General features: G+C 70.7%; 18 protein-coding genes. 11 read left to right on the forward strand and 7 right to left on the reverse strand.

What is annotated here, in order from left to right; genetic code table 11:
* Positions 1-230: 230 nt before the first annotated feature.
* Positions 231-860: a DUF5701 family protein gene (locus I4J89_RS26505; RefSeq protein ID WP_196416790.1), complete on the reverse strand. Its 630-nt coding sequence runs from the start codon at positions 858-860 to the stop codon at positions 231-233.
* 25 nt (positions 861-885) lie between these two features.
* Entirely contained in the window at positions 886-1,752 is an 867-nt protein-coding gene (locus I4J89_RS26510) for a Vgb family protein (protein ID WP_196416791.1), read from the reverse strand.
* A 62-nt stretch (positions 1,753-1,814) separates the two neighbouring features.
* Here I4J89_RS26510 and I4J89_RS26515 point away from each other — a divergent pair, with 62 nt between their 5' ends.
* Complete coding sequence (locus I4J89_RS26515; RefSeq protein WP_196416792.1) at positions 1,815-2,450, forward strand: TetR/AcrR family transcriptional regulator; 636 nt, start codon at positions 1,815-1,817, stop codon at positions 2,448-2,450.
* 152 nt (positions 2,451-2,602) lie between these two features.
* On the opposite strand, the gene I4J89_RS26520 is transcribed toward I4J89_RS26515, so the two are convergent.
* Positions 2,603-3,982: a cellulase family glycosylhydrolase gene (locus I4J89_RS26520; RefSeq protein WP_196416793.1), complete on the reverse strand. Its 1,380-nt coding sequence runs from the start codon at positions 3,980-3,982 to the stop codon at positions 2,603-2,605.
* A gap of 425 nt (positions 3,983-4,407) precedes the next feature.
* Between I4J89_RS26520 and I4J89_RS26525 the strand changes: the two genes are divergently transcribed.
* From I4J89_RS26525 to I4J89_RS26545, 5 genes are read left to right on the forward strand one after another with little or no spacing between them, the layout of a single operon-like run.
* Complete coding sequence (locus I4J89_RS26525; RefSeq protein WP_196416794.1) at positions 4,408-6,117, forward strand: ABC transporter substrate-binding protein; 1,710 nt, start codon at positions 4,408-4,410, stop codon at positions 6,115-6,117.
* A gap of 3 nt (positions 6,118-6,120) precedes the next feature.
* Positions 6,121-7,107 carry an ABC transporter permease gene (locus tag I4J89_RS26530; protein ID WP_196416795.1) on the forward strand — a complete coding sequence of 329 codons (987 nt, stop codon included), beginning with the start codon at positions 6,121-6,123 and terminating at the stop codon, positions 7,105-7,107.
* Positions 7,108-7,121: 14 nt separating this feature from the next.
* On the forward strand, positions 7,122-8,084 hold the full coding sequence (locus I4J89_RS26535; RefSeq protein ID WP_196416796.1) for an ABC transporter permease: 963 nt from the start codon (positions 7,122-7,124) through the stop codon (positions 8,082-8,084).
* The gene (locus tag I4J89_RS26540) at positions 8,081-8,965 is read left to right on the forward strand and encodes an ABC transporter ATP-binding protein (protein WP_196416797.1); all 885 of its coding nucleotides are present in this window, start codon (positions 8,081-8,083) and stop codon (positions 8,963-8,965) included. The genes I4J89_RS26535 and I4J89_RS26540 overlap by 4 nt, the downstream gene beginning before the upstream one ends.
* Entirely contained in the window at positions 8,962-9,768 is an 807-nt protein-coding gene (locus tag I4J89_RS26545) for an ABC transporter ATP-binding protein (protein WP_196416798.1), read from the forward strand. The genes I4J89_RS26540 and I4J89_RS26545 overlap by 4 nt, the downstream gene beginning before the upstream one ends.
* A 51-nt stretch (positions 9,769-9,819) precedes the next feature.
* Here the strand turns inward: I4J89_RS26545 and I4J89_RS26550 are convergent, their stop codons facing one another.
* Genes I4J89_RS26550 through I4J89_RS26560 form a run of 3 tightly spaced genes read right to left on the reverse strand, consistent with a single transcriptional unit; the run spans position 9,820 to position 13,813 of the window.
* On the reverse strand, positions 9,820-10,383 hold the full coding sequence (locus I4J89_RS26550) for a hypothetical protein (RefSeq protein WP_196416799.1): 564 nt from the start codon (positions 10,381-10,383) through the stop codon (positions 9,820-9,822).
* Between the two features lie 59 nt (positions 10,384-10,442).
* Positions 10,443-11,657, reverse strand: coding sequence for an ROK family transcriptional regulator (locus I4J89_RS26555; RefSeq protein ID WP_196416800.1), 1,215 nt, complete (start codon positions 11,655-11,657; stop codon positions 10,443-10,445).
* Positions 11,657-13,813 (reverse strand): alpha-galactosidase, encoded by a 2,157-nt coding sequence (locus tag I4J89_RS26560; RefSeq protein WP_196416801.1) that lies wholly within the window; start codon positions 13,811-13,813, stop codon positions 11,657-11,659. The genes I4J89_RS26555 and I4J89_RS26560 overlap by 1 nt, the downstream gene beginning before the upstream one ends.
* Positions 13,814-13,921: 108 nt before the next feature.
* Between I4J89_RS26560 and I4J89_RS26565 the strand changes: the two genes are divergently transcribed.
* Genes I4J89_RS26565 through I4J89_RS26575 form a run of 3 tightly spaced genes read left to right on the forward strand, consistent with a single transcriptional unit; the run spans position 13,922 to position 18,020 of the window.
* The gene (locus I4J89_RS26565) at positions 13,922-16,351 is read left to right on the forward strand and encodes a glycoside hydrolase family 2 protein (RefSeq protein ID WP_196416802.1); all 2,430 of its coding nucleotides are present in this window, start codon (positions 13,922-13,924) and stop codon (positions 16,349-16,351) included.
* A gap of 1 nt (position 16,352) precedes the next feature.
* Entirely contained in the window at positions 16,353-17,219 is an 867-nt protein-coding gene (locus tag I4J89_RS26570) for a LacI family DNA-binding transcriptional regulator (protein ID WP_309238489.1), read from the forward strand.
* Between the two features lie 6 nt (positions 17,220-17,225).
* A complete protein-coding gene (locus I4J89_RS26575) occupies positions 17,226-18,020 on the forward strand; it encodes an isocitrate lyase/PEP mutase family protein (protein ID WP_196416803.1) in 795 nt (264 codons plus the stop codon).
* A 33-nt stretch (positions 18,021-18,053) separates the two neighbouring features.
* Here I4J89_RS26575 and I4J89_RS26580 read toward each other — a convergent pair whose 3' ends face one another.
* Entirely contained in the window at positions 18,054-19,601 is a 1,548-nt protein-coding gene (locus I4J89_RS26580) for a serine hydrolase domain-containing protein (RefSeq protein ID WP_196416804.1), read from the reverse strand.
* 188 nt (positions 19,602-19,789) lie between these two features.
* On the opposite strand from I4J89_RS26580, the gene I4J89_RS26585 reads away from it, so the two are divergent.
* Both I4J89_RS26585 and I4J89_RS26590 read left to right on the forward strand, forming a co-directional pair.
* Positions 19,790-21,118 (forward strand): hypothetical protein, encoded by a 1,329-nt coding sequence (locus I4J89_RS26585; RefSeq protein ID WP_230859627.1) that lies wholly within the window; start codon positions 19,790-19,792, stop codon positions 21,116-21,118.
* A gap of 94 nt (positions 21,119-21,212) precedes the next feature.
* Complete coding sequence (locus I4J89_RS26590) at positions 21,213-23,078, forward strand: hybrid sensor histidine kinase/response regulator (RefSeq protein WP_196416805.1); 1,866 nt, start codon at positions 21,213-21,215, stop codon at positions 23,076-23,078.
* The last annotated feature ends 49 nt before the right edge of the window (positions 23,079-23,127 follow it).

Consider the following 23,127-nt stretch of genomic DNA (forward strand, 5'->3'; position numbering starts at 1 on the left):
CACCCTGCGCCCGCGGCCGGCCGCCCCCCCGGGGGGGGGCCCCGGCGCCCCCCCCCGCCGGGGGGCCGCGCCGGCGTCCACGGTTTCCACCCAGCCACCATTTCATAGGCGGCCTTCGTTGTCCGGCAGTCAAGAGGGCTTCCGTAGTCAGGACTCCCAGGCAGTGATCGTGCTCGGCCCAACCTCACTGCTGTCTCAACGGCCGCGAGACAGCACCCACGTTGGGCCGCCTAGCCGGCGGCGCGGCCGGTGGCCGAGGCCATGCCGAGCCAGGTGTGCGGGTTGCCGGCCCAGCACCAGCCGAGCTTCGGTGCCAGCTGACTGATCCAGATGGCCGGCACCCGGCGGTCGGTGGAGCGGGAGCCGCCGAGCGAGAAGCACTTGTTCTTCACCAGGATCTGCGGGAAGTGGGTGATCAGCGCGATGCCCTCCTCGATCGTCAGCAGGGTCCGCTCCCGGCCGGCGATGACGTCCATGGCGTCGTTCGGCACCACGCCGCAGAACTCCTCGCCCCGCTCCACGCCGAACAGCAGGTACCCGTCGTGCCCGGGCAGCGCCGCCGCCGGCGTGGTGACGAAACGCTCCAGCGAACCCGGCTCGAACAGGCGGTCCACGAAGCCGGGCTTCTTCTTCCCGGCGAGGGTGGTACGCGGCATCATCTCCTCGATCGGTGCCACCGCTCGGGTCACCACCAGCAGGAACGGCACCCGGCCGGCGTCCGGATCAGGCGCCGTGTCACCGGCCCGGACGGCGAGCTCCCGCAGGTCCGCGAGTTGCTCCCGGAGCTGGGCCGGATAGCCCAGCTCGAGCAGGTTGTGAAGCTGACGGTCGAACTCGGTACGCGGATCGAAGTCGGTCATCGATTCCTTTCGTCGCAGGGAGGGATCAGCGGGTGACGCGGGCGAGTGCCCCGACCTCCAGGGCCGCCCACAGTGCTCCGTCCGGCCCGACGGCGATGCCGTGCGGCTCGGACCGGGGCGTCGGCATCTCGTAACCGGTGACCGTGCCGTCGGGAGCGATCCAGGCGACCCGGTTGGCGCCCCACTCGGTGAACCACGGAGTGCCCGAACCGTCCACGGTGATCGCGTGCGGCCGGGCCTCGCGGTCCGGCAGCGGGAACTCCTTGATCACGCCGTCCGGCGTGATCCGGCCGATCTGGCCGGCCCCGATCTCCACGAACCACAGCACCCCGTCCGGCCCGGCGGTGATCCCGACCGGCGCGGCACCCTCGGTCGGCAGCGGGTGGACCGTGACGACGCCGTCCGTGCTGATCCGGCCGATGGCGTTCGCCTGGTTCAGCGTGAACCAGAGCCCGCCGTCGCCGCCCGCCGTGATCGCGGACACGAAAGCACCGGTCATCGGCAGGGGGAACTCGGTGATCTCGCCGTCGGTGGTGATCCGGCCGATCCGGTCGGCGGCGGACATCGTGAACCACAGCGCCCCGTCCGGTCCGGCGGTGATGCCGAACGGCCCGCACTCCGGGGTGGGCAGCGCGAACTCCGTGACCTCACCGCTCGTGGTGATCCGGCCGATGCGGTGCGCCCGGAACTCGGTGAACCAGAGGGCGCCGTCCGGCCCGTTGGTGATGATCGTCGGTCCGGAGGCGGGATCGGCCGGATAGGTGATCGGCGACTGGCCGGGCATCAGCCGGCCGATCCGCCCGCTGTGGACCAGCGTGAACCAGAGGGCGCCGTCGGAACCGGTGGTCAGCGCATAGGGTCCCGCGTCCACGGGAAACTCTTCGACTGTCACCGGACAAACTTAGGTCGAGTCTAAACTTATGTCAAGACTATTTTTTGGTTATAGTGGCGGCCGTGACCGAACGACCGGCCGGCCTGCGCGAGCGGAAGAAGCAGCAGACCCGTGAGCACATCTCCCACCAGGCCACCCGCCTGTTCCTGGAGCGCGGCTTCGACAACGTGACGATCGCCGAGGTGGCGGCCGCCGCGCAGGTGGCCAAGATGACCGTCACCAACTACTTCCCGCGCAAGGAGGACCTGGCCCTCGACCTCCAGGAGGCGTACGTCCAGGGTCCCGCGGTCACCGTCCGGGAGCGGGGGCCCGGTGAGTCCGCCCTGAGCGCGCTGCATGACTCACTCCTGGCTTCCGTCGCGGCTCACGATCCGGTGATCGGCTTCTCCGGGCCGGCGTTCGCCCGCATGGTCGCCGGGAGCCCGGCCCTGACCGGCAGGCTGCGCGAGTTCCACGACGAGCGGGAGCGGGCGCTGGCCCGGGCGCTGGCCGAGGAGACCGGCACGACCGCCGCCGACATCCGGCCGCGCGTCGCGGCGATGCAGCTGGGCGGGGTGCTGCGGCTGCTGTTCGAGGAGACCCAGCGGCGTACGCTCGACGGCCACCCCGACGAGGAGATCGCCCGCGCCGTCACGGTGCAGGCCGGCGAGGCTTTCGCTCTGCTGGAGCCGGCCCTCGGCGGCTACGCGGTCCGGTAGGGGCGGAACGGCCTGCATGGTCCCGGGGGTCGCGGTGGGGCCGGGACGGACCGCTCGGATCGCGCGGCTCGGCGGGACTGTGCGTGACGCGTACCCCGAAAAAGGCCGGTGCCGCAAGCGAGCGAGCCCGCGGCACCGGCAGTAATGAATGGTCAGCTCGCGGCGCAGGTCACCGGTGCCGGAGCGGTGTTGGTGGTGCCGCGGGAGGCGGTGAAGCCGAAGCTCGCCTCGGCGCCGGCCGCCAGCCTGCCGTTGTATCCAGCGTTACGGGCGGTCACCGCGTCGCCGGAGCTCGTCACGGTCGCGTTCCAGGAGTTGGTGAAGCGTTGCCCGTCGGGCCAGGTCCAGCTGACGGTCCAGCCGTTGATGGCTGCCGCGCCGGCCTTGACGGTGACGGTGCCCTGGAAGCCACCCGGCCAGGAGTTGGTCACCGCGTAGGTCGCGGTGCACGCACCGGTCGGGGTGCTGGGTGACGGCGAGACCGAGACGCTGGGTGACGGCGAGACCGAGTTGCTGCGCGACGGCGACGGCGAGGTCGTGCCGCCGAAGACGGTCGCTTCCCGCGAGGTCGCCTTGATCCCGTTCGCGCCGTTGAAGATCCGCTGACCCCAGGTGGTCAGCTGCGCCGCGTTAAAGCCGGTGACCATGTCCAGGTACTCGACGCCGCCGCCGTTGCCGGACCAGGACCAGCCCAGGTAGCCGATGCCGCGCTGCTGAGCGGTGGCGAAGATGGTGTCCTCGTCGGGGTTGCCGTCGGAGTGGTCGAAGCCGAACTCGCCGACCACGATCGGCAGGTTCGCGGTCTGGAACCGGCCCAGGTAGTCGTTGATCTCGGCGGCGGTGTCGAACACGCCGTACATGTGGATCGAGAAGACGGTGTTGCGCTGCGGGTCGGCGGCGAACACCGAGGCGGCGTTGTCGCGCATGATGAACTGCCAGTCCTGGCCCCAGTTCGGCGCGTCCACCATGATCTGGTGCTGGAAGCCGGCGGCGCGCAGCCGGGTGATCGCCGACTTGGTGTCGGCGGTCCAGTTGGTGGCGGTGGAGCCGTTGCCGTACGGCTCGTTGCCGATGTTCAGGATGACGAAGTTCTCCTGGCCGTCGAGCGCGCTCTTGATCGAGATCCAGTAGTCGACGGCCTGGGCCAGGGTGGCGGCGCCGGCCTGCTCGCCGTACCCGGTGGTGTCGTGCACCTCCAGGACGCAGATCAACCGGTTCGCCTTGCACTGGCTGATCACGGCGGACACGTTGGCGGCGCTGTCCGGTCCCCAGCGCTGCCCGCTGCCGAGCACCACCCGGACGGTGTTGGCGCCCAGCGCCTTGATGTCGGCCAGGGCCTGGGGCGTGCGGTCCTGGTACCAGGTGTGTGCGTGGTTGACGCCGCGCATGACGAACGCGTTGCCGTTGGCGTCGAGGATGCGGGTGCCGGAGACGGTGAATCCGGCGGCGGCCTGGGCGGGCTGGGCGAGCGTGAACACCGCGGCAGCGGCGGTCAGCACGGCCACTAGGCCGCCCCACCATTTCGCTTTCATGGGGTTCCTCCCTGTCCGCCGGGTGCGGTGGCGGACGGTCGTGGGGTGCTCCCGGGGGACGGGGTTTGCTGGGAGCGCTCCCACGATGCGCTGAAGGTTTCATGATTGTCAATGGCTACGTTCATCCAAGTAGCAGCGAATCTAAAATGAGTTAACTAAGGGGTCAAGGGTCTCGCCGGCTCCCGTGCCCCTGCCGGGGCGGCGCGCCCTGATCGCGGTCGATGGGCGAGGCATCGATGGTTCTCCACCTCTTATGCCGGGCCGCGAAGTGGCGTACTGAGCGACGACCGGAAACCTGCTCTTGACACGGCAAACTTAAGCGACTTAATAATGGCCCTCGAAGGTGATCCGCGCCGCACTTCCGCGGTGCGACTGAACCGCTTCACTCGCCGCCCCCGGTGGCGATCCGAACGAGGGATTCGCTGATGTATGACCTCTTCACCCGCCGCGGCCGCCGGGCCGGCGCGGCCGTCGCGGCGACCGCCGCGATGGCACTGGCGCTGACCGGCTGTTCCGACTCCTCCGGCGGGAACAAGTCCGGCACCAACTCGGGGAACAGCACGGTCACCGTCTTCAACGGCGCGACCGGGACGATCGTCGAGAACTGGAACCCCTTCTCGCCGACCTTCCTCCAGCCCACCCAGGGGCTCATCTACGAGCCGCTCTACTACTTCAACTTCGCCACCGAGGCGGAGCCCGCGCCGATGCTGGCCACCGGGCACTCCTGGAGCCCGGACGGCAAGCAGCTGACCATCAACGTCCGGGAGGGCGTGAAGTGGTCCGACGGTCAGCCGTTCACCGCGAAGGACGTGGCCTTCACCTTCGACCTGATCAACAAGACCAAGTCGATTAACGCGACCGGCCTGAAGCTGTCCTCGGTCGAGGCCAAGGACGACAAGACCGTGGTCCTGACCTTCCCGGTCACCTCGTACACCGAGGAAGCGTCGATCATCGGCAACACCGCGATCATTCCGGAGCACATCTGGAGCAAGATCGACGATCCGGCGAAGACGATCAACCAGAACCCGGTCGGCACCGGGCCGTACAAGCTCAAGCAGTTCACCGCACAGAGCTACATGATGGAGAAGAACGGCAGCTACTGGCAGCCGGACAAGCCGCAGATCCAGAACGTCCGGTACATCTCCCTGGCGACCGCCGACGCCGCGAGCGCCGCGCTGACCGCCGGCCAGGTCGACTGGATGAGCTCCTTCCTGCCCGGCCTCGACCAGCTGATCGCCTCCAACAAGAACCTGACGTACGTCAACACCCCGGCGATGACCACGTCGATCTTCACCTGCGCCAACGCCGACCTGGGCTGCAAGGGCCCGCAGACCGACGTCGCCGTGCGGCAGGCGATCTACCACGCGCTCAACCGTGACCAGCTGAACAAGCTGGCCGGCGGCGGCTTCGCGAAGACCGCCTCGCCCACGATGCTGCCGCCGGAGCGGGACAAGAAGTGGATCGCCGACCCGGCGAACCTCACCATCCCCGGCGCCCCGGACGCGGCCAAGGCGAACCAGCTCCTGGACGCGGCCGGCTGGGCCAAGGGCAGCGACGGCATCCGGGCCAAGGGCGGCGAGCGCCTCTCGCTGACCATCCAGACGGTCACCGGCTGGAGCGACTACATCTCGCTCAACGACGCGATGACCCAGCAGCTCAAGGAGGTCGGCATCGAGCTCAAGCCGACCCAGGTCGCCTGGCCCGAGTGGAACAACAACCAGGTGCAGGGCAAGTACCAGCTCTCGCTGGACTCGATCGGTCTCGGCGCGTCCACCAACCCGTTCGCGACCTACAGCCTGAAGTACGTCACCAAGACCACCGCCAAGGTCGGTGAGGCGGCCGGCACCAGCGGCAACTACTCGCGCTACAGCAACGCCATCGTGGACAAGGCCATCGAGGCGGCGTCGGCCACCAACGACGAGAACGCGCAGAAGGCCGAGTACGCGAAGATCCAGACCGAGATCGTGCGGGACCTGCCGTACATCCCGATCTACCTGAACTCGATGCTCACCGAGTTCAGCACCGCCAACGCCACCGGCTGGCCGACCGAGGACAACAAGTTCGCGCTGCCCGCGACCTGGAAGGCGTGGGACAACGGCGTCGTCCTGTCCAACCTGAAGCCGGCGGCGAAGTAACCCATGTTCCTGCTCCGGAAGGCCGGGTTCTACCTGGTCGCCCTCTGGGCCGCGCTGACGGTCAACTTCTTCATCCCGCGACTCATGCCGGGCGACCCGGTCGAGATCATGATCTCGAAACTCGGCCAGAAGGGGCCGGTAAGCCCGGAAACCCGGGCCTCGATCGAGGCGATGCTCGGCACCGACTCCAACCAGCCGCTCTGGGGCCAGTACCTGGACTACCTGTCCGGGCTGGCCACCGGGGACCTGGGTGTTTCGGTGACGTTCTTCCCCGCCTCGGTCAGCGACATCATCGGGCAGACCCTGCCCTGGACGATCGGCCTGATCGGGCTGGCCACCATCATCTCGTTCCTGGTCGGCGTGGGTCTCGGCACCCTCGCCGGCTGGAAACGGGGGTCCTGGCTGGACAGCCTGATCCCGGTCACCACGATGTTCCAGTCGGTGCCGTACTTCTGGCTGGCGCTGATCCTGCTCTTCCTGTTCGGCAGCATCTGGCCGCTCTTCCCGCTCAACGGCGGGTACGACGTCTACAACGTCACGCCGGGCTGGAACGGGCCGTTCATCGGCTCGGTCATCTACTACGGCACCCTGCCGGCGCTGACCATCATCATCAGCTCGGTCGGCGGCTGGATGCTCGGCATGCGCAACATGATGGTCTCCACCCTCTCCGAGGACTACATGCTCACCGCCGAGGCGAAGGGCCTGCGCAACGGCCGGATCATGCGCCGGTACGCGGCCCGCAACGCCGTCCTCCCGTCGATCTCCAGTTTCGCCATCTCGCTCGGCTTCGTGGTCGCCGGCTCGATCGTCACCGAGGCGGTCTTCTCCTACCCGGGCATCGGCTCGGCGCTGCTACAGGCCGTCGGCGGCAACGACTACGCCCTCATGCAGGGCATCTTCCTGATCATCACGCTGTCGGTACTGGGCGCGAACCTGCTGGTCGACCTCCTGTACTCGGTCATCGATCCGCGCACCCGGGCGCGGAGCTGAGGAAGGAGCCGACCATGACCCTGACCACCCAGACCGCTGACGCCGTTCCGGCGGACACACCGGTCCCCAGCAAAAAACGCCGCATCGCCCTGCCACCGATGACCGGCAAACTGGCTGCCGGCTTGATCATCGGTGGCGCCATCGTGCTCTTCGGGCTGATCGGCCCACTGTTCGTCCAGGACCCGTCCACGGTCAGCGACATCGGCCTGGCCGGGCCCAGCAGCGAGCACCTGCTCGGCACCACCCAAACCGGTCAGGACGTGCTGGCGCAGCTCGCGTACGCCACCCGCGGCTCCCTGCTGGTCGGCCTCATCGTCGGCGTGCTGACCCTGATCCTGTCCAGCTTCTTCGGCATCGTCGGCGCCTACGCCGGCGGCTGGGTCGACGAGTCGTTCTCGCTGTTCACCAACATCATGCTGGTCATCCCCGGCCTGCCCGTGGTGATCGTGATCAGCGCGTACGTGCCGGACAAGAGCATCCTGCTCGTCTCCGTGGTGCTCGCCATCACCAGCTGGGCCGGCTCGGCACGGGTGCTGCGCGGCTCCACGCTCAGCCTGCGCAGCCGCGACTACGTCCTCGCGTGCCGGGTCGCGGGGGAGAAGCGCTGGCGGATCCTGTTCGTCGAGATCCTGCCCAACCTGGTCCCGCTGCTCGCCTCCCAGGTCGTCTTCGCGGTCATCTTCGCCATCCTCGGCGAGGCCGGCCTCTCCTATCTGGGCTTGGGCGCCAGCGGCTCGTTCACCTGGGGCACCATGCTCTACTACGCGCAGAACGGCCTGGCCCTGCGGCTCGGCGCCTGGTGGTGGTTCGTACCGCCGGGCCTGATGCTGGCGCTCTTCGGCGCCGCCCTCTCGCTGATCAACTTCTCGATCGACGAGATCATCAACCCGAAGCTGCGCAACCAGACGCGCGCCGCCCGCCGCGGCTGGCGGATGTCGAAGGCGCAGCTGCGCAAGGCCAAGGAGTCGACGCTGTGAGCCATCCTGTTCTGACCGTCGAGAACTTCAGCGTGGACTACCTGGTCGATCCGGTCGTGCACGCGGTCAAGGACGTCTCGTTCGAGCTCAAGCGCGGCGAGGTGCTGGGTCTGGCCGGGGAGAGCGGCTGCGGCAAGAGCACCCTGGCGTACGGGATCGTCCGTCTCCTCAAGCCCCCGGCCATGATCACTACCGGGCACGCCGTGTTCCACTCCCGCGAGGGCTACGACATCGACTGGGGCGACCTGAGCCCGGAAGACCTGCGGGCCGCCCGCTGGGACAAGATCTCGATGGTCTTCCAGGGCGCGATGAACTCGCTGAACCCGGTCATCTCGGTCCGGGACCAGTTCGAGGACATCTTCGAGACGCACCGGCCGGAGATGAAGAAGAAGGAACGCCGGGAGCGCTGCGGCGACCTGCTGGAACGGGTCGGTGTGGACCGGGCACGGCTGAACGCGTACCCGCACGAGCTCTCCGGCGGCATGCGGCAACGCGTGATGATCGCGATGGCGATGGCGCTGGAACCGCAGATCATGATCATGGATGAGCCGACCACCGCCCTCGACGTGGTGGTGCAGCGCGAGATCCTGCGCGAGATCACCCGGCTGCGGGACGAGCTCGGCTTCGCGGTCATCTTCATCACCCACGACCTGCCGCTGCTGCTGGAGATCAGCGACCGGATCGCGGTGATGCGCCACGGCGAGATCGTCGAACTCGGGAACGCCCTGGACCTCTACACCAACCCCCGGCACGAGTACACCCGCCAGCTGCTGGCGTCCTTCCCCAGCCTCACCGGCGACCGCGGCTCGTTCGTCCGCGGTGCGATGGACGACCGTCTGCTCGCCCTGGACGCCGTCTCCGTCGGTGAGGAGCAGTCATGACCACACTGGAAGTGCGCAGCCTGGTCAAGGACTACCGGCTGCGCGACGGCCTGCGGACGAGCACCCTGCGCGCGGTGAACGACGTCAGCTTCACCCTCGACCACAGCCGTACCGTGGCGCTGGTCGGGCAGAGCGGCAGCGGCAAGTCCACCATCGCCAAACTGCTGCTCCAGCTGGAACACCCGACCTCCGGCGAGATCCTGCTGGACGGCAAGCCGGTGGCCCGCCGCGGCTCCGGGCTCGCCGAATACCGCCGTACCGTGCAGATGGTCTTCCAGGACCCGTTCGCCTCGCTGAACCCGTTCCACACCGTCGGGCACCACCTGGAACGGCCGATCCGCCTGCACCACCCGAGGATGACCAACGCGGAGGTCCACCGCCGGGTCCTGCACCTGCTGGATCGGGTCCGGCTCAGCCCGGCGGAGAACGTCGCCCAGCGGCGCCCGCACGAGCTCTCCGGCGGCCAGCGCCAGCGCGTCGCCATCGCCCGCGCCCTCGCCCCGGAACCCGGCGTGCTGATCGCCGACGAACCGGTGTCGATGCTGGACGTCTCCATCCGCCTCGGCGTGCTCAACCTGCTCGCCACCCTGCAACGCGAGGAGGACCTGGGCGTCCTTTACATCACCCACGACCTGGCCACCGCCCGGCACTTCTCCGACGAGATCCTGGTGATGTACAAGGGCGAGATCGTCGAGCGCGGCCCCGCCGACGACGTGATCCTCAACCCGCGGCACGAGTACACGAAGACCCTCGCCGACGCCGCGCCCAACCCCGAGCGGCGGCTGGGGGAACTGCGCCGCTGACCGGACCCGCCCGAGACGCGCAGGCCCTCGCGCGTCTCGGGCGGCCCGAAATCAGGCCGCCGCCGGATCCGGCACCCGGCGGGACCCGCGCATTCCCGCCGCGGCCGAGCCGAACAACGCGAAGCCCGAGCCCACCCCGGCGATCAGCGCGACGACCGCCGCGGAGGCACCCGCCGCGTACGCCAGGAAGCCCGCCAGCCCCAGCGCGGTCATCACCGCGCCCAGCCAGTGGAACAGCGGCATCCGCCAGGCCCACGCCAGCGCGAAGAAGTGCGTGCCCACCACCACCGCGATCCAGGCGACCGACACGTCCGGCGCCTCCAGCACCTGGTTGATCACCGCGAGGCCGCCGAACAGCGCCACCACCTCGGCCGCGACGATCAACCAGTACCGCCGGTCCGAGAAGCCACCGCGCGCCGCCACGGGCTGCGCCGTGCGCGCCGTCCGGAACAGCGCGACGACCAGCCCCACCGCCACCACCGCGCCGGCCGCCCGGATCACCAGCGGCCACGGCGCCGGCAGACCACCGCTGTTGACCATCACGAACGCCGTGCCGAAAGAGATGGCGATCAGCGAACCGATCACCAGACCATCAGGTCGTCCATTCCCCGTCATGCAGCGATCCTATTGATCGTCCTGGAATCGGACCGTCGCCCGGGTGGCTGCCGCGAGGGTCAGCGGCGCAGGTGGGACTGGAGCACCAGCGCGGCCGCGCCGGTGGCCGAGGCGGTCGCGGCGGCCAGGGAGACCGTCACCGTCACCGAGCGGCCCCAGGTACGCGTGTCGGCGTCCGAGACCCGGCGCATGATCGCCGGGCCGTAGACGAACGACGCCGCCGCGAACCCCGGGCCGGTCAGCACCACGAGATCGATGTCGAGCAGGTTCACCACGGACTCCGCCGCGGCCGCGACGTACCGCGCCGAGTCCTCCAGCAGTCCCAGGCAGCGCGGCGCCCCGGCCCGGGCGGCCCGCGCCACCGCGGCGAAGTCGGCGGCCACACCGCGCCCCGCCGACGGGTCCAGTCCGGCCTCGGCGGCCGCCACCGGGTCGGTGCGCGCGGCCGTCACCACGGTCCGCGGCCCGGCCAGGATCTCCAGGCATCCCCGGCTGCCGCACCAGCACTCCGGGCCGTCGACCTGCACGCAGACGTGGCCGAACTCGCCCGCCGCGCCGTGCCCGCCGCGCATCGCCCGGCCCTCGACGACGATCCCGGCGCCGATGCCGCTGCCCATGTAGAGCGCGGCGAACGCCTGCTCCGGTCCGACCCGGGCCACCCAGTACTCGCCGACCGCCGCCGCGGTCGCGTCGTTCTCCACCAGCACCGGCCAGCCGGTGCCCGCGGCGAGCCGCTGGCCCAGTTCCTCGCTGTCCCAGCCGCGCAGGTGCGGCGGCGCGTCGTCGAAGCGGGCCATGCTGCCGCGCGGCCCCGGCCAGACCACGCCGACGCCGAGGCAGCGGGCCCGGTCCACGCCGGAACCGGCCAGCAGGGTGCCGATGTCGGTGGTCAGATGCTCGAGCAGGTCGCCGGTGGGTGCCGGCCGGGCCAGCCGGGAGATGACCCCGCCGGTCTGGCCGGTGAGCACGTAGGTGGTGGTGTCCCGGTCCAGGTAGACGCCGACCGCGAGCCGGGCCGCCGGGTCGAGGCGCAGCAGCGTACGGGGTTTGCCGCCGGTCGGGGTGCGGCCGGTCTCGACGACCAGCCCCTCCTCCAGCAGGCGGCGCACGGTCATCGACACGGCCGCCTCGGTGAGCCCGGTCATCGCGGCAAGCTCGACGCGGCTCAACGGCTCGGAGGCGCGGATCGCGTCGAGGATGCTCTCCCGGGCTGCCGGGCGGCGCCCGCGGCCCGGCCGGTTCGCCGGGACGGCGTCGCCGACCGCTTCTCTCACTACGCCACCACCCTGCCAGCCTGGTCGTCGACCGCCGTGGCGCGCACGAGCATGACGCGATCGGGATACAACACCGGAAGCCGCAGCCCGGAGGTGCCGAGCGCGCGCCCGGTCAGCCGGACACCCTGCGGCGTGCACCAGGGTAACGCAGCGCCCCAGGCAGCGGCGTTGCCGTCCGGCGCGTCACCGGGAGGTTGTGGCCGCACGTGGTAGACCGTGTCCGGATCGAGGCCGGGAAGGGCCACCGTGCCCGGCGGGTAGGCGTCGCTGGTGGCGATGGCGGTCAGCGCGAAGAGGGCGTCGGAGTCCCCGACCACGCCGGTCACCGTGTACGCCGGGTCGGCGACGTCGCCGTGCACCAGCGTGCCGGTGTGCAGCAGGCCGCGCACCTCCTTGTAGAGGGCCACCCACTCGGCGAGCCGGGCCCGGTCGGCGTCCGAAGCCGCTGTCAGGTCCCACTCGATGCCGAGATGGCCGAAGATGGCGCTCCCGGCGCGCATGTCAAGCGGCAGCGAGCGGTGGGTGGTGTGCGAGATCGGCGCACCCACGTGCGAGCCGATCAACTCCAGCGGTACGAGCAGCGAGGTCCACCGCTGGATCGCAACCCGCTCGTGCGCGTCGATGCAGTCCGACGCCCAGATCCGGTCGGTGCGTTGCAGGATCTCCAGGTCGACCCGGCCGCCGCCGGACGAGCAGGACTCGATCTCCACCCCGGGGTGCAGCGCCCGCAGCTCGTCGAGGAGCCGGTACACGGCGTGTGTCTGGTCGTGCACCCCGGCGCGTCCGGTGCCGGGGTGCCCGGCGTCCACCAGGTCCCGGTTGTGATCCCATTTCAGGTAGGCGATGTCGTACTCGGTGAGCAGCGTGTCGAGGCGTTCGCGCAGGTACTCGTACGCCGAAGGGTTGCCCAGATCGAGCACCTGCTGAGACCGCGCCGGCGGCGGAAGCCGGTCCCCGGCGGCCATGATCCAGTCCGGGTGGGCCCGCGCCAGGTCCGAATCCGGATTGATCATCTCGGGTTCCACCCAGAGCCCGAACTCCATGCCCAGGTCGCGGACCACGGTGATCAGCGGGCCGAGTCCGTCCGGCCAGACGTCGGGGGAGACCACCCAGTCGCCGAGGCCTGACGTGTCGTCGCGGCGCGACCCGAACCAGCCGTCGTCCAGCACGAACCGCTCCGCACCGACCGCCGCGGCCGCCTTGGCCAGCTCGGTGAGCCGGCCCAGGTCGTGGTCGAAGTACACCGCCTCCCAGGTGTTGACCACCACGGGCCGCGGGCTCGACGGATGCCACGGGCGGGCCCGCAGAAAGGCGTGGAACCGGCCGGAGAGCTCGTCCAGGCCGGCCGCGCCGAACGAGCCGTAGAGCCACGGCGTCGTGTACGACTCGCCCTCGCCGAGGCCGACCTCACCGGGCAGCAGCAGCTCACCGCCGCCGAGCGCGGAGTGGCCGTGGTAGTTGCGCTCGGCCACGGTCCGCGCCCCGCCGGAGAACGCGGTGTGCACACCCCAGACCCGGCCGTGCCGGTTGGCGAACCCGGCGGTTCCGGCGCACAACACGTACGCCGAGTCGTAGCCGGTGCGGCCGGTGCGGTTCTCCCGGACCCGCAGCCCGTGCGTGAACGCGGTCCGCTGCGGGGAGCGTTCGCGCAGGTGATGGCCGGTGAAGTCGAGCAGTTCGGTGGTCTCGGCGGGCACCGGCAGGAACGGCAGCAGATGCTCCAGCCAGTAGGTTCCGGGCGCCGTGCTGGTCAGCCGGGCCCGGGTGCGCAGCACCCCGCTGGGATGCAACTCCAGGTCGATCTCCAGGTCCAGCTCGGCCGCCTGGTCACGCGCTTTTATGCGTACGCCGTCCGCGTCCCGCCGCACGCCGGTGACGCCGAACCTGCTCGACCACGCCGTGCCGTCCCGGTGCCCGGCGAGGCCGGGATGTCCCTGCCACCCGGCGGACTGCTCGGGCAGAATCGAGACGCGGACTCCGGTGTCGGCGGAGAACCCGATCGGCTGCGGCGCGGCGGCCAGCGCGAGGCCGGCGAGCTGCTCGGGCGTGAGGTCGCCGAGGGCTTCGCCCCAGTGCACGATCGCCGGGAGCGCGGTGCCCCGGCAGTCCAGGACCACGCTCACTCCGGCGGCGGTCAGGTGCACCAGATCGGCCATTGTTCCTCCGGGTTCACCAGCGTTGACGGACTTCGTTCAGTAGCTTAAGAATGTGGGAGCCCCGACGCGGCGGCAACCCTTTAATGACATGACAGGGAGCACTCCGACATGCTCAAAACCGATCTTCACGTGGGCTGGACCGTCCGCGCCGCCGGTGGCCCGGTCCCTCCGCAGATCGCCGGAGCGTTGCCCGCCGCCGTGCCCGGCACTGTCCACACCGATCTGCTGGCGGCCGGGCTGATCCCCGATCCGTACCTGGACGCCAACGAGGCCGCCCTCGCCTGGTTCCACCGCACCGCCTGGCTCTACGAGACCACCCTGACCGCGGCACCGGCCGAGCCGGGCGAGCGCGTCGACCTGGTCTTCGACGGCCTGGACACGGTCGCCACCATCGAGCTCGGCGGTGTCGAGCTGGGCCGGACGTTCAACATGCACCGGGGGTACCGGTTCGACGTACGGCATCTGCTGCGTGACGGCGAGATCCCGCTCAGCGTGCGCTTCGACTCCGCTCTGGAATACGCGGAGCAGATCGAGGCGCGGATCGGCAGCCGGCCCCGGCCGTACCCGCACCCGTTCAACGCGGTCCGCAAGATGGCCTGCTCGTTCGGCTGGGACTGGGGCCCGGACCTGCAGACCGCCGGCATCTGGAAGCCGGTCCGTCTGGAGCGCTGGCACACCGCCCGCCTCGCCTCGGTCCGGCCGCTGGCCACGCGGGACCGGCTCACCGTGCACGTCTCGGTGGAACGCGCTTCCTCCGCCGCTCTCACCATCGAGGTGGCGGCCGGCGACCGGATCACCCGTGTGGCCGTGCCGGGTGACGGGGCGACCATCGAACTCGATGTCCCGGACGCACCGCTCTGGTGGCCGGTGGGGCACGGCGAGCAGCCGCTCGTCCCGGTCAGCGTGACCCTGCTCGCCGGCGAGGAGACCCTCGACGAGCACCACACCCGGGTCGGCTTCCGCGACGTGCACCTCGACGAGAGCCCGGACGAGCACGGCAGCAGGTTCGCCCTGAGCGTCAACGGCAAGGAGATCTTCGTCCTCGGCCTGAACTGGATCCCCGAGGACCACCTGCTCACCAGGATCACCCGCGCCGACCTGGAAGCCGCCGTCGACCGGGCGGTTCGTGGAAACGCGAACCTGCTGCGCATCTGGGGCGGCGGCATCTGGGAGACCGACGACTTCTACGACGTCTGCGATGAGAAGGGCGTCCTGGTGTGGCAGGACTTCCCGCTGGCCTGCGCCGCGTACGCCGAGGAGGAGCCGATCCGCTCGGAGATCCTCGCCGAGGCCCGGGAGAACATCACCCGCCTCGCCCCGCACCCGTCGCTGATCCTGTGGAACGGCGGCAACGAGAACATCTGGGGTCACGAGGACTGGAACTGGAAGTCCGATCTGAACGGCGCGACCTGGGGAGCCCGCTACTACTACGAGGACTTCCCGGCGCTGCTGGCCGAGCTGGACCCGACCCGGCCGTACCACCCGGGCAGCCCGTCCAGCCCGGGCCACGACCCGTCGGCCGTGCACCCCAACGACGACCGGTACGGCACCCGCCACGAGTGGGAGGCCTGGAACCGGGAGGACTACACCTTCCACGACAACTTCGTGCCGCGGTTCTGCTCCGAGTTCGGCTGGCAGGCACCCCCGGCCTGGTCCACCCTGATCACCACACTCGCCCCCGAGGACCTGCGCAAGGACTCGGCCGCCTTCCTGCTGCACCAGAAGGCCGAGGACGGCAACGGCAAGCTGGACCGCGGGCTGGCCCAGCACATGGCGGTGCCCGAGGACTTCGCGGCCTGGCACTGGGCCACCCAGCTGAACCAGGCGCGGGCCACCGCGTACGCGGTCAACCACCTGCGGGCCCACGCGCCGCGCACCATGGGCAGCATCCTGTGGCAGCTCAACGACTGCTGGCCGGTCACGTCCTGGGCGGTCGTCGACGGCGCCGGCCGCCTCAAGCCCGCCTGGTACGCCCTGCGCCGCGCGTACGCCCCCCGATTGCTCGCTCTCCAGAAGCAGCGGCTGGTCGTGATCAACGACAGTGACGCGCCCTGGCCGGCGGAGGTCGCCCTGCGCCGCGTCCGCTTCGACGGCACCGAGCTGGCCGCCGTCACCACCGGCGTCGACGTCCCGGCCCGCTCGGTCGCCGTGGTCGTCCTCGACCCGGCACTGCTCGCCGCGGCCGAGCCGGACCGGGAGGTGCTGGTCGCCGACGCCGGTGGCCTGCGCGCCACCCACCTGTTCGCCGAGGACTACGACCTGCACTACGACCCGGCCGCGGTACGGGCACACGCCGTCGCCATCGAAGGCGGATACTCGGTCACCGTGACCGCCGCATCGTTCGCCCGGGACGTCGCCGTGCTCGCCGACCGGGTCGCCCCCGACGTCGTCGTCGACGACATGCTCGTCGACCTGCTCCCCGGTGAGACGCACACCTTCACCGTCACCACGGCCGCCACCGTGGACGGCGAGGCGTTCTCCGCCCCCGAGGTGCTGCGCTCGGCGAACGCTTTGACGATCCCGGCCAAGGTCGGCTGACGTGACCGACCCGGGTGGCCTGATCGGGCTGGTGCTGACCGGCAGCGCCGCCCGGGTCGGCGTCGAGCCGTTCTTCATGGAGTTGATCGCCGGCATGGAGGAGGGCCTGGCGCCGCACGGCGCCACCGTCCTCCTGCTGGTGGTGCCCGATCTGGAGGCCGAGCTGGCCACCTATCGCCGGTGGGCCGGCGACCACACCGTGCAGGCCGTCGTCGTGGTCAACCTGGTCCACGACGACACCCGCCCGGCCCACCTGGCCGCTCTGGGCCTGCCCGCGGTGCTCGCCGGCCGCGCCGACGCCCCGGCGTTCCCCCGCGTGGTCACCGACGACGCGGGTGCGATGACCGCCGCCGTGGAGATGCTCGCCTCCCTCGGCCACCGCGTGATCGGCCGGGTCAGCGGGCCGGCCGACCTGGTGCACACCGCGGAACGCTCGGCCGCCATGCACATCGCGGCCGCGCGGCACGGCGTACACGTGCACATCGTCGAGGGCGACTACGGCGCCGCGGCCGGCGTTCGCGGCGTGCAGGACCTGCTCGCCGCGGTGCCGGCACCCACCGCCGTCGTGTTCGACAACGACGTCATGGCGGTCGCCGCCGAGCAGGAACTCATCCGCACCGGCGTGGGAGTCCCAGACCAGGTGAGCCTGCTGGTCTACGACGACTCACCACTTTGCGAACTCGCCGTGCCCCCGCTGTCCGCGCTCAGCATCGACGTGCACGACCACGGGCTCACCCTGGGCCGCGCGGTGCTGGCGGTCCTGGACGGCGCCGAGCCGGTCGAGCACCCCGGCCCACCCATCCGGGTCCTGCGCCGGGAGAGCACCGGGCCCGCCCGCGTCGGCGACACCGGTTCTGTGCCAGGGTGATGTCCCATGAGCTCCCTTCGCGAACGCTTCCGCGCGCTGCATGAGTCCGGCACCTTCCTGCTGCCCAACCCCTGGGACGTCGGTTCCGCCCGGCTGCTGGAGTCGCTGGGATTCGTCGCGCTCGCCACCACCTCGTCCGGACTGGCCGCCGCCCTCGGCAAGCTGGACCAGCAGGTCACCCGGGACGAGCTGGTCGCGCACGTCACCGCGCTGACAGCGGCCGTGACCGTGCCGGTCAACGTGGACGCGGAGCGGCTCTTCGCCGACACCACCGACGGGATCGCCGACAGCGTGCAGCTGCTCGCGGAGGCCGGGGCGTCCGGCATCTCCATCGAGGACTACGACCCGTCCGAGGACTGCATCGAGACGGTCGCGGCCGGAGCCGAGCGGGTGGCGGCGGCCGCCGAGGCGTGCGCCCGGTACGGCATCGTGCTGACCGCCCGCGCCGAGAACCACCTGTACGGGCGCGCCGACCTGGACGACACGATCACCCGGCTGCAGGCGTACCGGCAGGCCGGCGCCGACGTGCTCTACGCGCCGGGACTGCGCGACCGGGCCGACATCGCCCGGCTGGTCGAAGCGGTGCGGGCTCCGGTCAACGTGCTGGCGGTCGGCGGCGGCCCGAGCGTCCCGGAGCTGGCGGAGCTCGGTGTCCGGCGGGTCTCCACCGGCGGGGCACTGGCCTGGGCGGCGTACGGTGCGGCCCGCGACGCCGCGCGTGAGCTGCTCGGGGCCGGCACCACGACGTTCCGTTCCCGCTCGCTCACCGGCGAGGAGGCCGAGGCCGCCTTCGGATCGTGAGCCGAAGGCGGCCGTCGCCCGGGTGTCCGGCCGTCAGGACAGGATCGGCCGCGGCAGGGTGGCCGGCGCCGACGAACGGCGTTGCACGGTCGCTTCCGCACCACGCCGGTAGAGGCGGCCGCCGAGGCGGAACCAGGTGACCTCGCCGTCGCGGTCCCGGACGAAGTTGGCCCGCTGGTTGCCCACGGTCCCGTCCGGGTTCGGGAACACCACGTAGTCCCTCCGGTAGAACGCGAGCCGCGCCACCTCGGTGCCGTCGATCCGCACACTGAGCTGACCGGCGTCCGGCACCACCTCGAATTGCGTGGTGAGCGTGCTCCCGTCGAAGTAGATCTGCTCGCCGGTGTAGACGCCCTGGTAGGCGGCCAGTTCCCCGGCGGGCAGCGCACGCGGGACCGCGGGCAGGTTGTGCACCCCGGCGAAGCGGCTCAGCGCCCAGTCGCCGACGAACAGGTCGTCGAGCAGCGTGGGCCCGGTGTCGCTGTTGGTCAGCACGGTCAGCGCGAAGTCCCGGGCCGGCACCATCAGGAAGCCGGAGTGCTGCCCGGCCCAGTCGCCGCCGTGCTGCACCACCTTGGGCCCCTCGGCGGTCGGCCGCAGCAGCCAGGTCACGCCGACACCGTCGAGCTCCACGAACAGCGTGCCGCCCGGCCCCGGATTCGACTGCATGAGGTGCATCGACCGGCGGCTGAGCAGCCGCCGGTCGCTGCCCGGCACGCGACCGTCGCCCAGGTGGAAACGGGCCCAGCGCAGCTGGTCCCGGGCACTGGAGATCAGGCCACCGGCGGGATTGATGGCGCGCGGCATGGCCCATGCCGCCGGCTGCGGCACGATCTCGGTCTGGGCTTCGTTCGGGACATGGGGTACGGCCCAGCGCACTCCCGGCAACTCCTCGAGGGAGAACGCGCTGTGCCGCAGCCCGAGCGGCCCGGTCAGCAACTCCCGCACCGCCCGCTCGTAGGTGACACCGGTCACCACCTCGATGAGCCGGCCGGCGACGGAGATCGCGGCGTTGTTGTAGGCGAAGTACTTGCCCGGCGGGTTCAACTGCGGCACCCGGGACATCTCATCCACATATCGGGCCAGGGCACCGTCGTCGTTGCCGGTGTCCAGGAAGTAGTCGCCCAGCCAGCCGGCGCTGTGGTTGAGCGCCTGACGCACCGTGACCCGGGCCGAGGCGGCCGGATCGGCGGTACGGAAGCCGGGCAGGTAACTGCGTACCGTGCGGTCCAGATCGAGCCGCCCACGCTCGACCAGGCGCATCACCGCCGTACCGGTGAAGGGTTTGGTCGTGGAAGCGACCCGGAAGACCGTGTCGGCGTCCACCGGTTGCGGGTCGTCGAGGCTGGTCACGCCGAATCCGCGGACATAGTCCCGGCCCCGGTACCGCAGCCCGTAGGCGACCCCGGGCACCATGTACGCCGCCATGGCCTCTTCGATCTTGGCGTCCAGCTCCCGCACCACGGCCGGCACCCGGTTGCCGGCGGCGGTCGCCGGCGCCGGTACGAAGCCGGTGGCGGCAGCCACCGCCGTCCCCGCGGTGGCGCCCAGCAGCGTGCGGCGGGACATCGGCTCGGACATCGGTTACCCCCTGTCTCTGGCGCCCGATTGGCGCAGCCGCGAGCCACTGTATATATCGCCGTCACTTTCCCGCCCGGCTGTCGCATTCGTGCCGGTCACCGGCCGAACCGCCGAACGTGCGCAGGGCGCGATTCACCACACTCAACGTCGGCGCCCCGCGGCCGAAGGGACGGGTAGGAGTCCCGGAGGTGATCTACCGGATGGTTCCGGAACAGGTCGGCGCTTGGGTGCTGACCGAACTTCCCCGTCTCAACCAGGCAATCCTCAACGACCACGCACCGCCTGAACTGCTCGTCACGGAGCTCGAGGAGCACGTGCTGGACCGCCTGCCGGAGGTGACCCAGCTCAGCCCGGCGCAGGCCCAGCGGCTGGTGGTGCTGCTCGGCTTCGCCGGCGCGTCGGTGGCCCGCCATTACCAGGAACACACTCCGGGTGGCATCGAGCACCCGGAACACGCGTTCGACCCGCTGACCGTCGGTGGGGCGGAGATCCCGTTCCGGGCTTACTTCACGAAGCTCGCCCAGCACACCGGCACCGGCCACTACGACCGGGACAGCTACGCGTCGCTGGTGCGGTGGAACGTCGGCACCGTCCGGGTGCGTGTCGACGACGAGGTGATCGCCGAGCTGCCCGGCGTCTTCAACGACGGCCGGATCCGCAGCTACACCGGCACGGTGGGGGAGGAGCGCTTCTTCCTCCTGGTCAAACAGGGTGAGGCGATCGAGGCGGCGGTCAACGAGCTGCTCTGCCCGCTCGCCCGGGGCCGGGCCAGCCTGATCGGCGAGCACGCCCGGCAGTGCGTACGGATGGCGACCGGGCTTCTGGCGAGCCTCCGCCAGCTGATGATCGACTGGGCGGCGTCGCCGCCGGAGGAGACCATGCCGCCGGAGATGTTCATGGACGTGTTCCGGCAGTTCGCCGCGCACTGGACACCGGGCGACATCCCGCCGAGCGGCGCCCTCGACCCGGAGGCGCTGAAACGCGACTTCCTGCTCGGCCTCGCCCTCGACGGTTACGACCAGCAGGCCCGGCGGCTCTTCCCGGCCCTGCTCGCCACTGAACGCGCCGATCTGGAAGAGCTGATGTGCGGCCCGACCCTGCCGCAGCGGCTGCTCGCCGAGATCGGCACCGACGAGCACGAGCTGCGCCTGTCCGACGACGGCGACCTGCGCCGGCTGGTCGCACACCACCCGGCCCTGGTCGACTGGTACCAGCTGCTGTCCATGCACGCCCGAGCCTCCGGCGCCCACCTGAGGCTGAGCAAGAAATTCCTGTTCAAGCCGCAGCGGCGGCGCGACGAGGAGGGAATCGGCGACCGGTTGCTGGTCTCCAACCGGGCCGGCACCACCGGCATGACCGAGTCCTTCCTGGAACGGGTGACCCGGGCCCGCCAGAACCACGCCCTCGCCTCGCTGCGGCCGGTTCTGATCCCGGAAAGCCCGGACAGCGGGCCTGCGGCAGCGGTACGTTCCGGTCGGGGAGCGGCCACACCGGTGGTGGTGGAGCTGGCCGGCTGACTTGACCGGGGGTGGGGTGAGACCTCGAACCGGCGCCGGGGGGCGCCCCGACAGCCACAGCTGGCCGCTGCCGGAACTCGGGCGCGATCAGTTGATGGCGCTGATCGACCACACGTCATCGGTCATCTACATGCGCGACGCGGACGGGCGGTACATGCTCGTCAACCGGGAGTACGAGCGTCTGTTCGGCCTGCGCCGCGAGGACATCGTCGGGCTCACCGACCACGACCTGTTTCCGCTGGAGACGGCCGACGCGTTCCGGACCAACGACCGGCAGGCCCTCGCCGGTGGGGTGCCGATCCAGATGGAGGAGCAGGTGCCCGGCGACGCCGGGAACCGCATCTATCTGACGGTCAAGTTTCCCCTGATCGACGAGGCCGGTACGGCGTACGCGGTGGCCGGCATCTCCACCGACATCACCGAGCGCAGCCGGGCCGTGGCCGCCCTGCGCGACAGTGAGGAACGGTTCCGGCTGCTCGCCGAGCACGCTCAGGACATCATCTTCCGCTATCGGCTGGAACCGGACCCGGCCATGGAGTACATGAGCCGGGCCGTTCAGGCGGTCACCGGGCACACCGCCGAGGAGTTCTACGCCGACCCGCGGCTGATCTTCCAATGCGTCGACCCGGCGGATCGGCAGATCTTCGAGCAGTCCTGGCGCAACCCGCGTCCCGGCACGCTCACCGTGCGCCTGCGCCGCAACGGCGGCGACGAGGTCTGGATCGAACAGCGGGCCAGCACGGTCACCGACGACGCCGGCCGGGTGATCGCCGTCGAGGGGATCCTGCGCGACGTCAGCGAGCGGCTCGCCGCCGAACGGGACCGGGCCGAACTCGAGCAGCAGCTTCGCCAGGCGGAGCGGCTCGACTCGCTGGGCCAGCTCGCCGGCGGCATCGCGCACGACTTCAACAACATCCTCGCGGTGATCTCCGGGTACGCCGACATGCTGGTCGAGGAGCTCGGCGAGGAACACTTCAGCGCCGCTGACGCGGCCGGTATCAAGCAGGCCGCGGCCCGGGGTGCGGCGCTCACCCGCCAGCTGCTGATCTTCAGCCGGTCGGAACCGTCCCAGCCGGAGATGCTCGACCTCAACGCGGTCGCCGTCGACATGCAGCGGCTGCTGGCTCGTACGCTCGGCGAGGACATCGAGGTCAGCACGATGCTCGCCCCGGAGCTGCCGGCCATCGTGATGGACCGCAGCAAACTGGAACAGGTGGTGATGAACGCGGCGCTCAACTCACGGGCCGCGATGCCCGGCGGCGGGCACCTGACGATCACGACGGCGCTGGAGCACGACGGCGGTGGCGACGACCTGGTCTGCCTCTCGGTGATCGACACCGGTGTCGGCATGCCGCCGGAGGTGCTGGCCCGGGCCTTCGAGCCGTTCTTCACCACTCGCGGGCGGGGCAGCGGCACCGGGCTGGGACTGGCTACGGCGTACGGGGTGGTCACCGACGCGGGTGGCACCATCAGCCTGGAGTCGGAGCAGGGTAAGGGGACCACTCTGCGCGTACGCCTGCCGGCCGGCACCGCGTCCACCCAGGCGGTCAGCCCTGCCGCCCCGACCGCGCCGGTGCTCGCCGGTGACGGCTGGAGCATCCTGGTCGTCGAGGACGAGGAGGCGGTCCGCGACATCGTCTGCCGTCTCCTCGGCAAGGCCGGCTACCAGGTGTTCTCCGCCCCGAACCCGGCCGCGGCGCTGGACATGTGCCGGGACGACAACCTGACCTTCGACGTCCTGCTCACCGACGTGATCATGCCGGGGATGTCCGGTACTCAGCTCGCCGCCGAACTGCGGCGCGACCGCCCCGACCTGCCGGTGCTCTTCATGTCCGGCTACACCAGCGGACCGGCCCCCGGCGGTCAGGAGTTGCCGGCCGACGCCCCGCTGATCCGTAAGCCGTTCGAGACGCAGACCCTGCTGAACGAGGTGCACCGGCTGATCAGTCAGCGGACCTGAGGGTTTGTGTTTGCAGTAAACATTCATTGACGGCGCTGGATCGTCTGTC

The sequence above is a fragment of the Actinoplanes aureus genome, from assembly GCF_015704865.1.
In the GTDB taxonomy this organism is placed as follows: Bacteria; Actinomycetota; Actinomycetes; order Mycobacteriales; family Micromonosporaceae; genus Actinoplanes; species Actinoplanes aureus.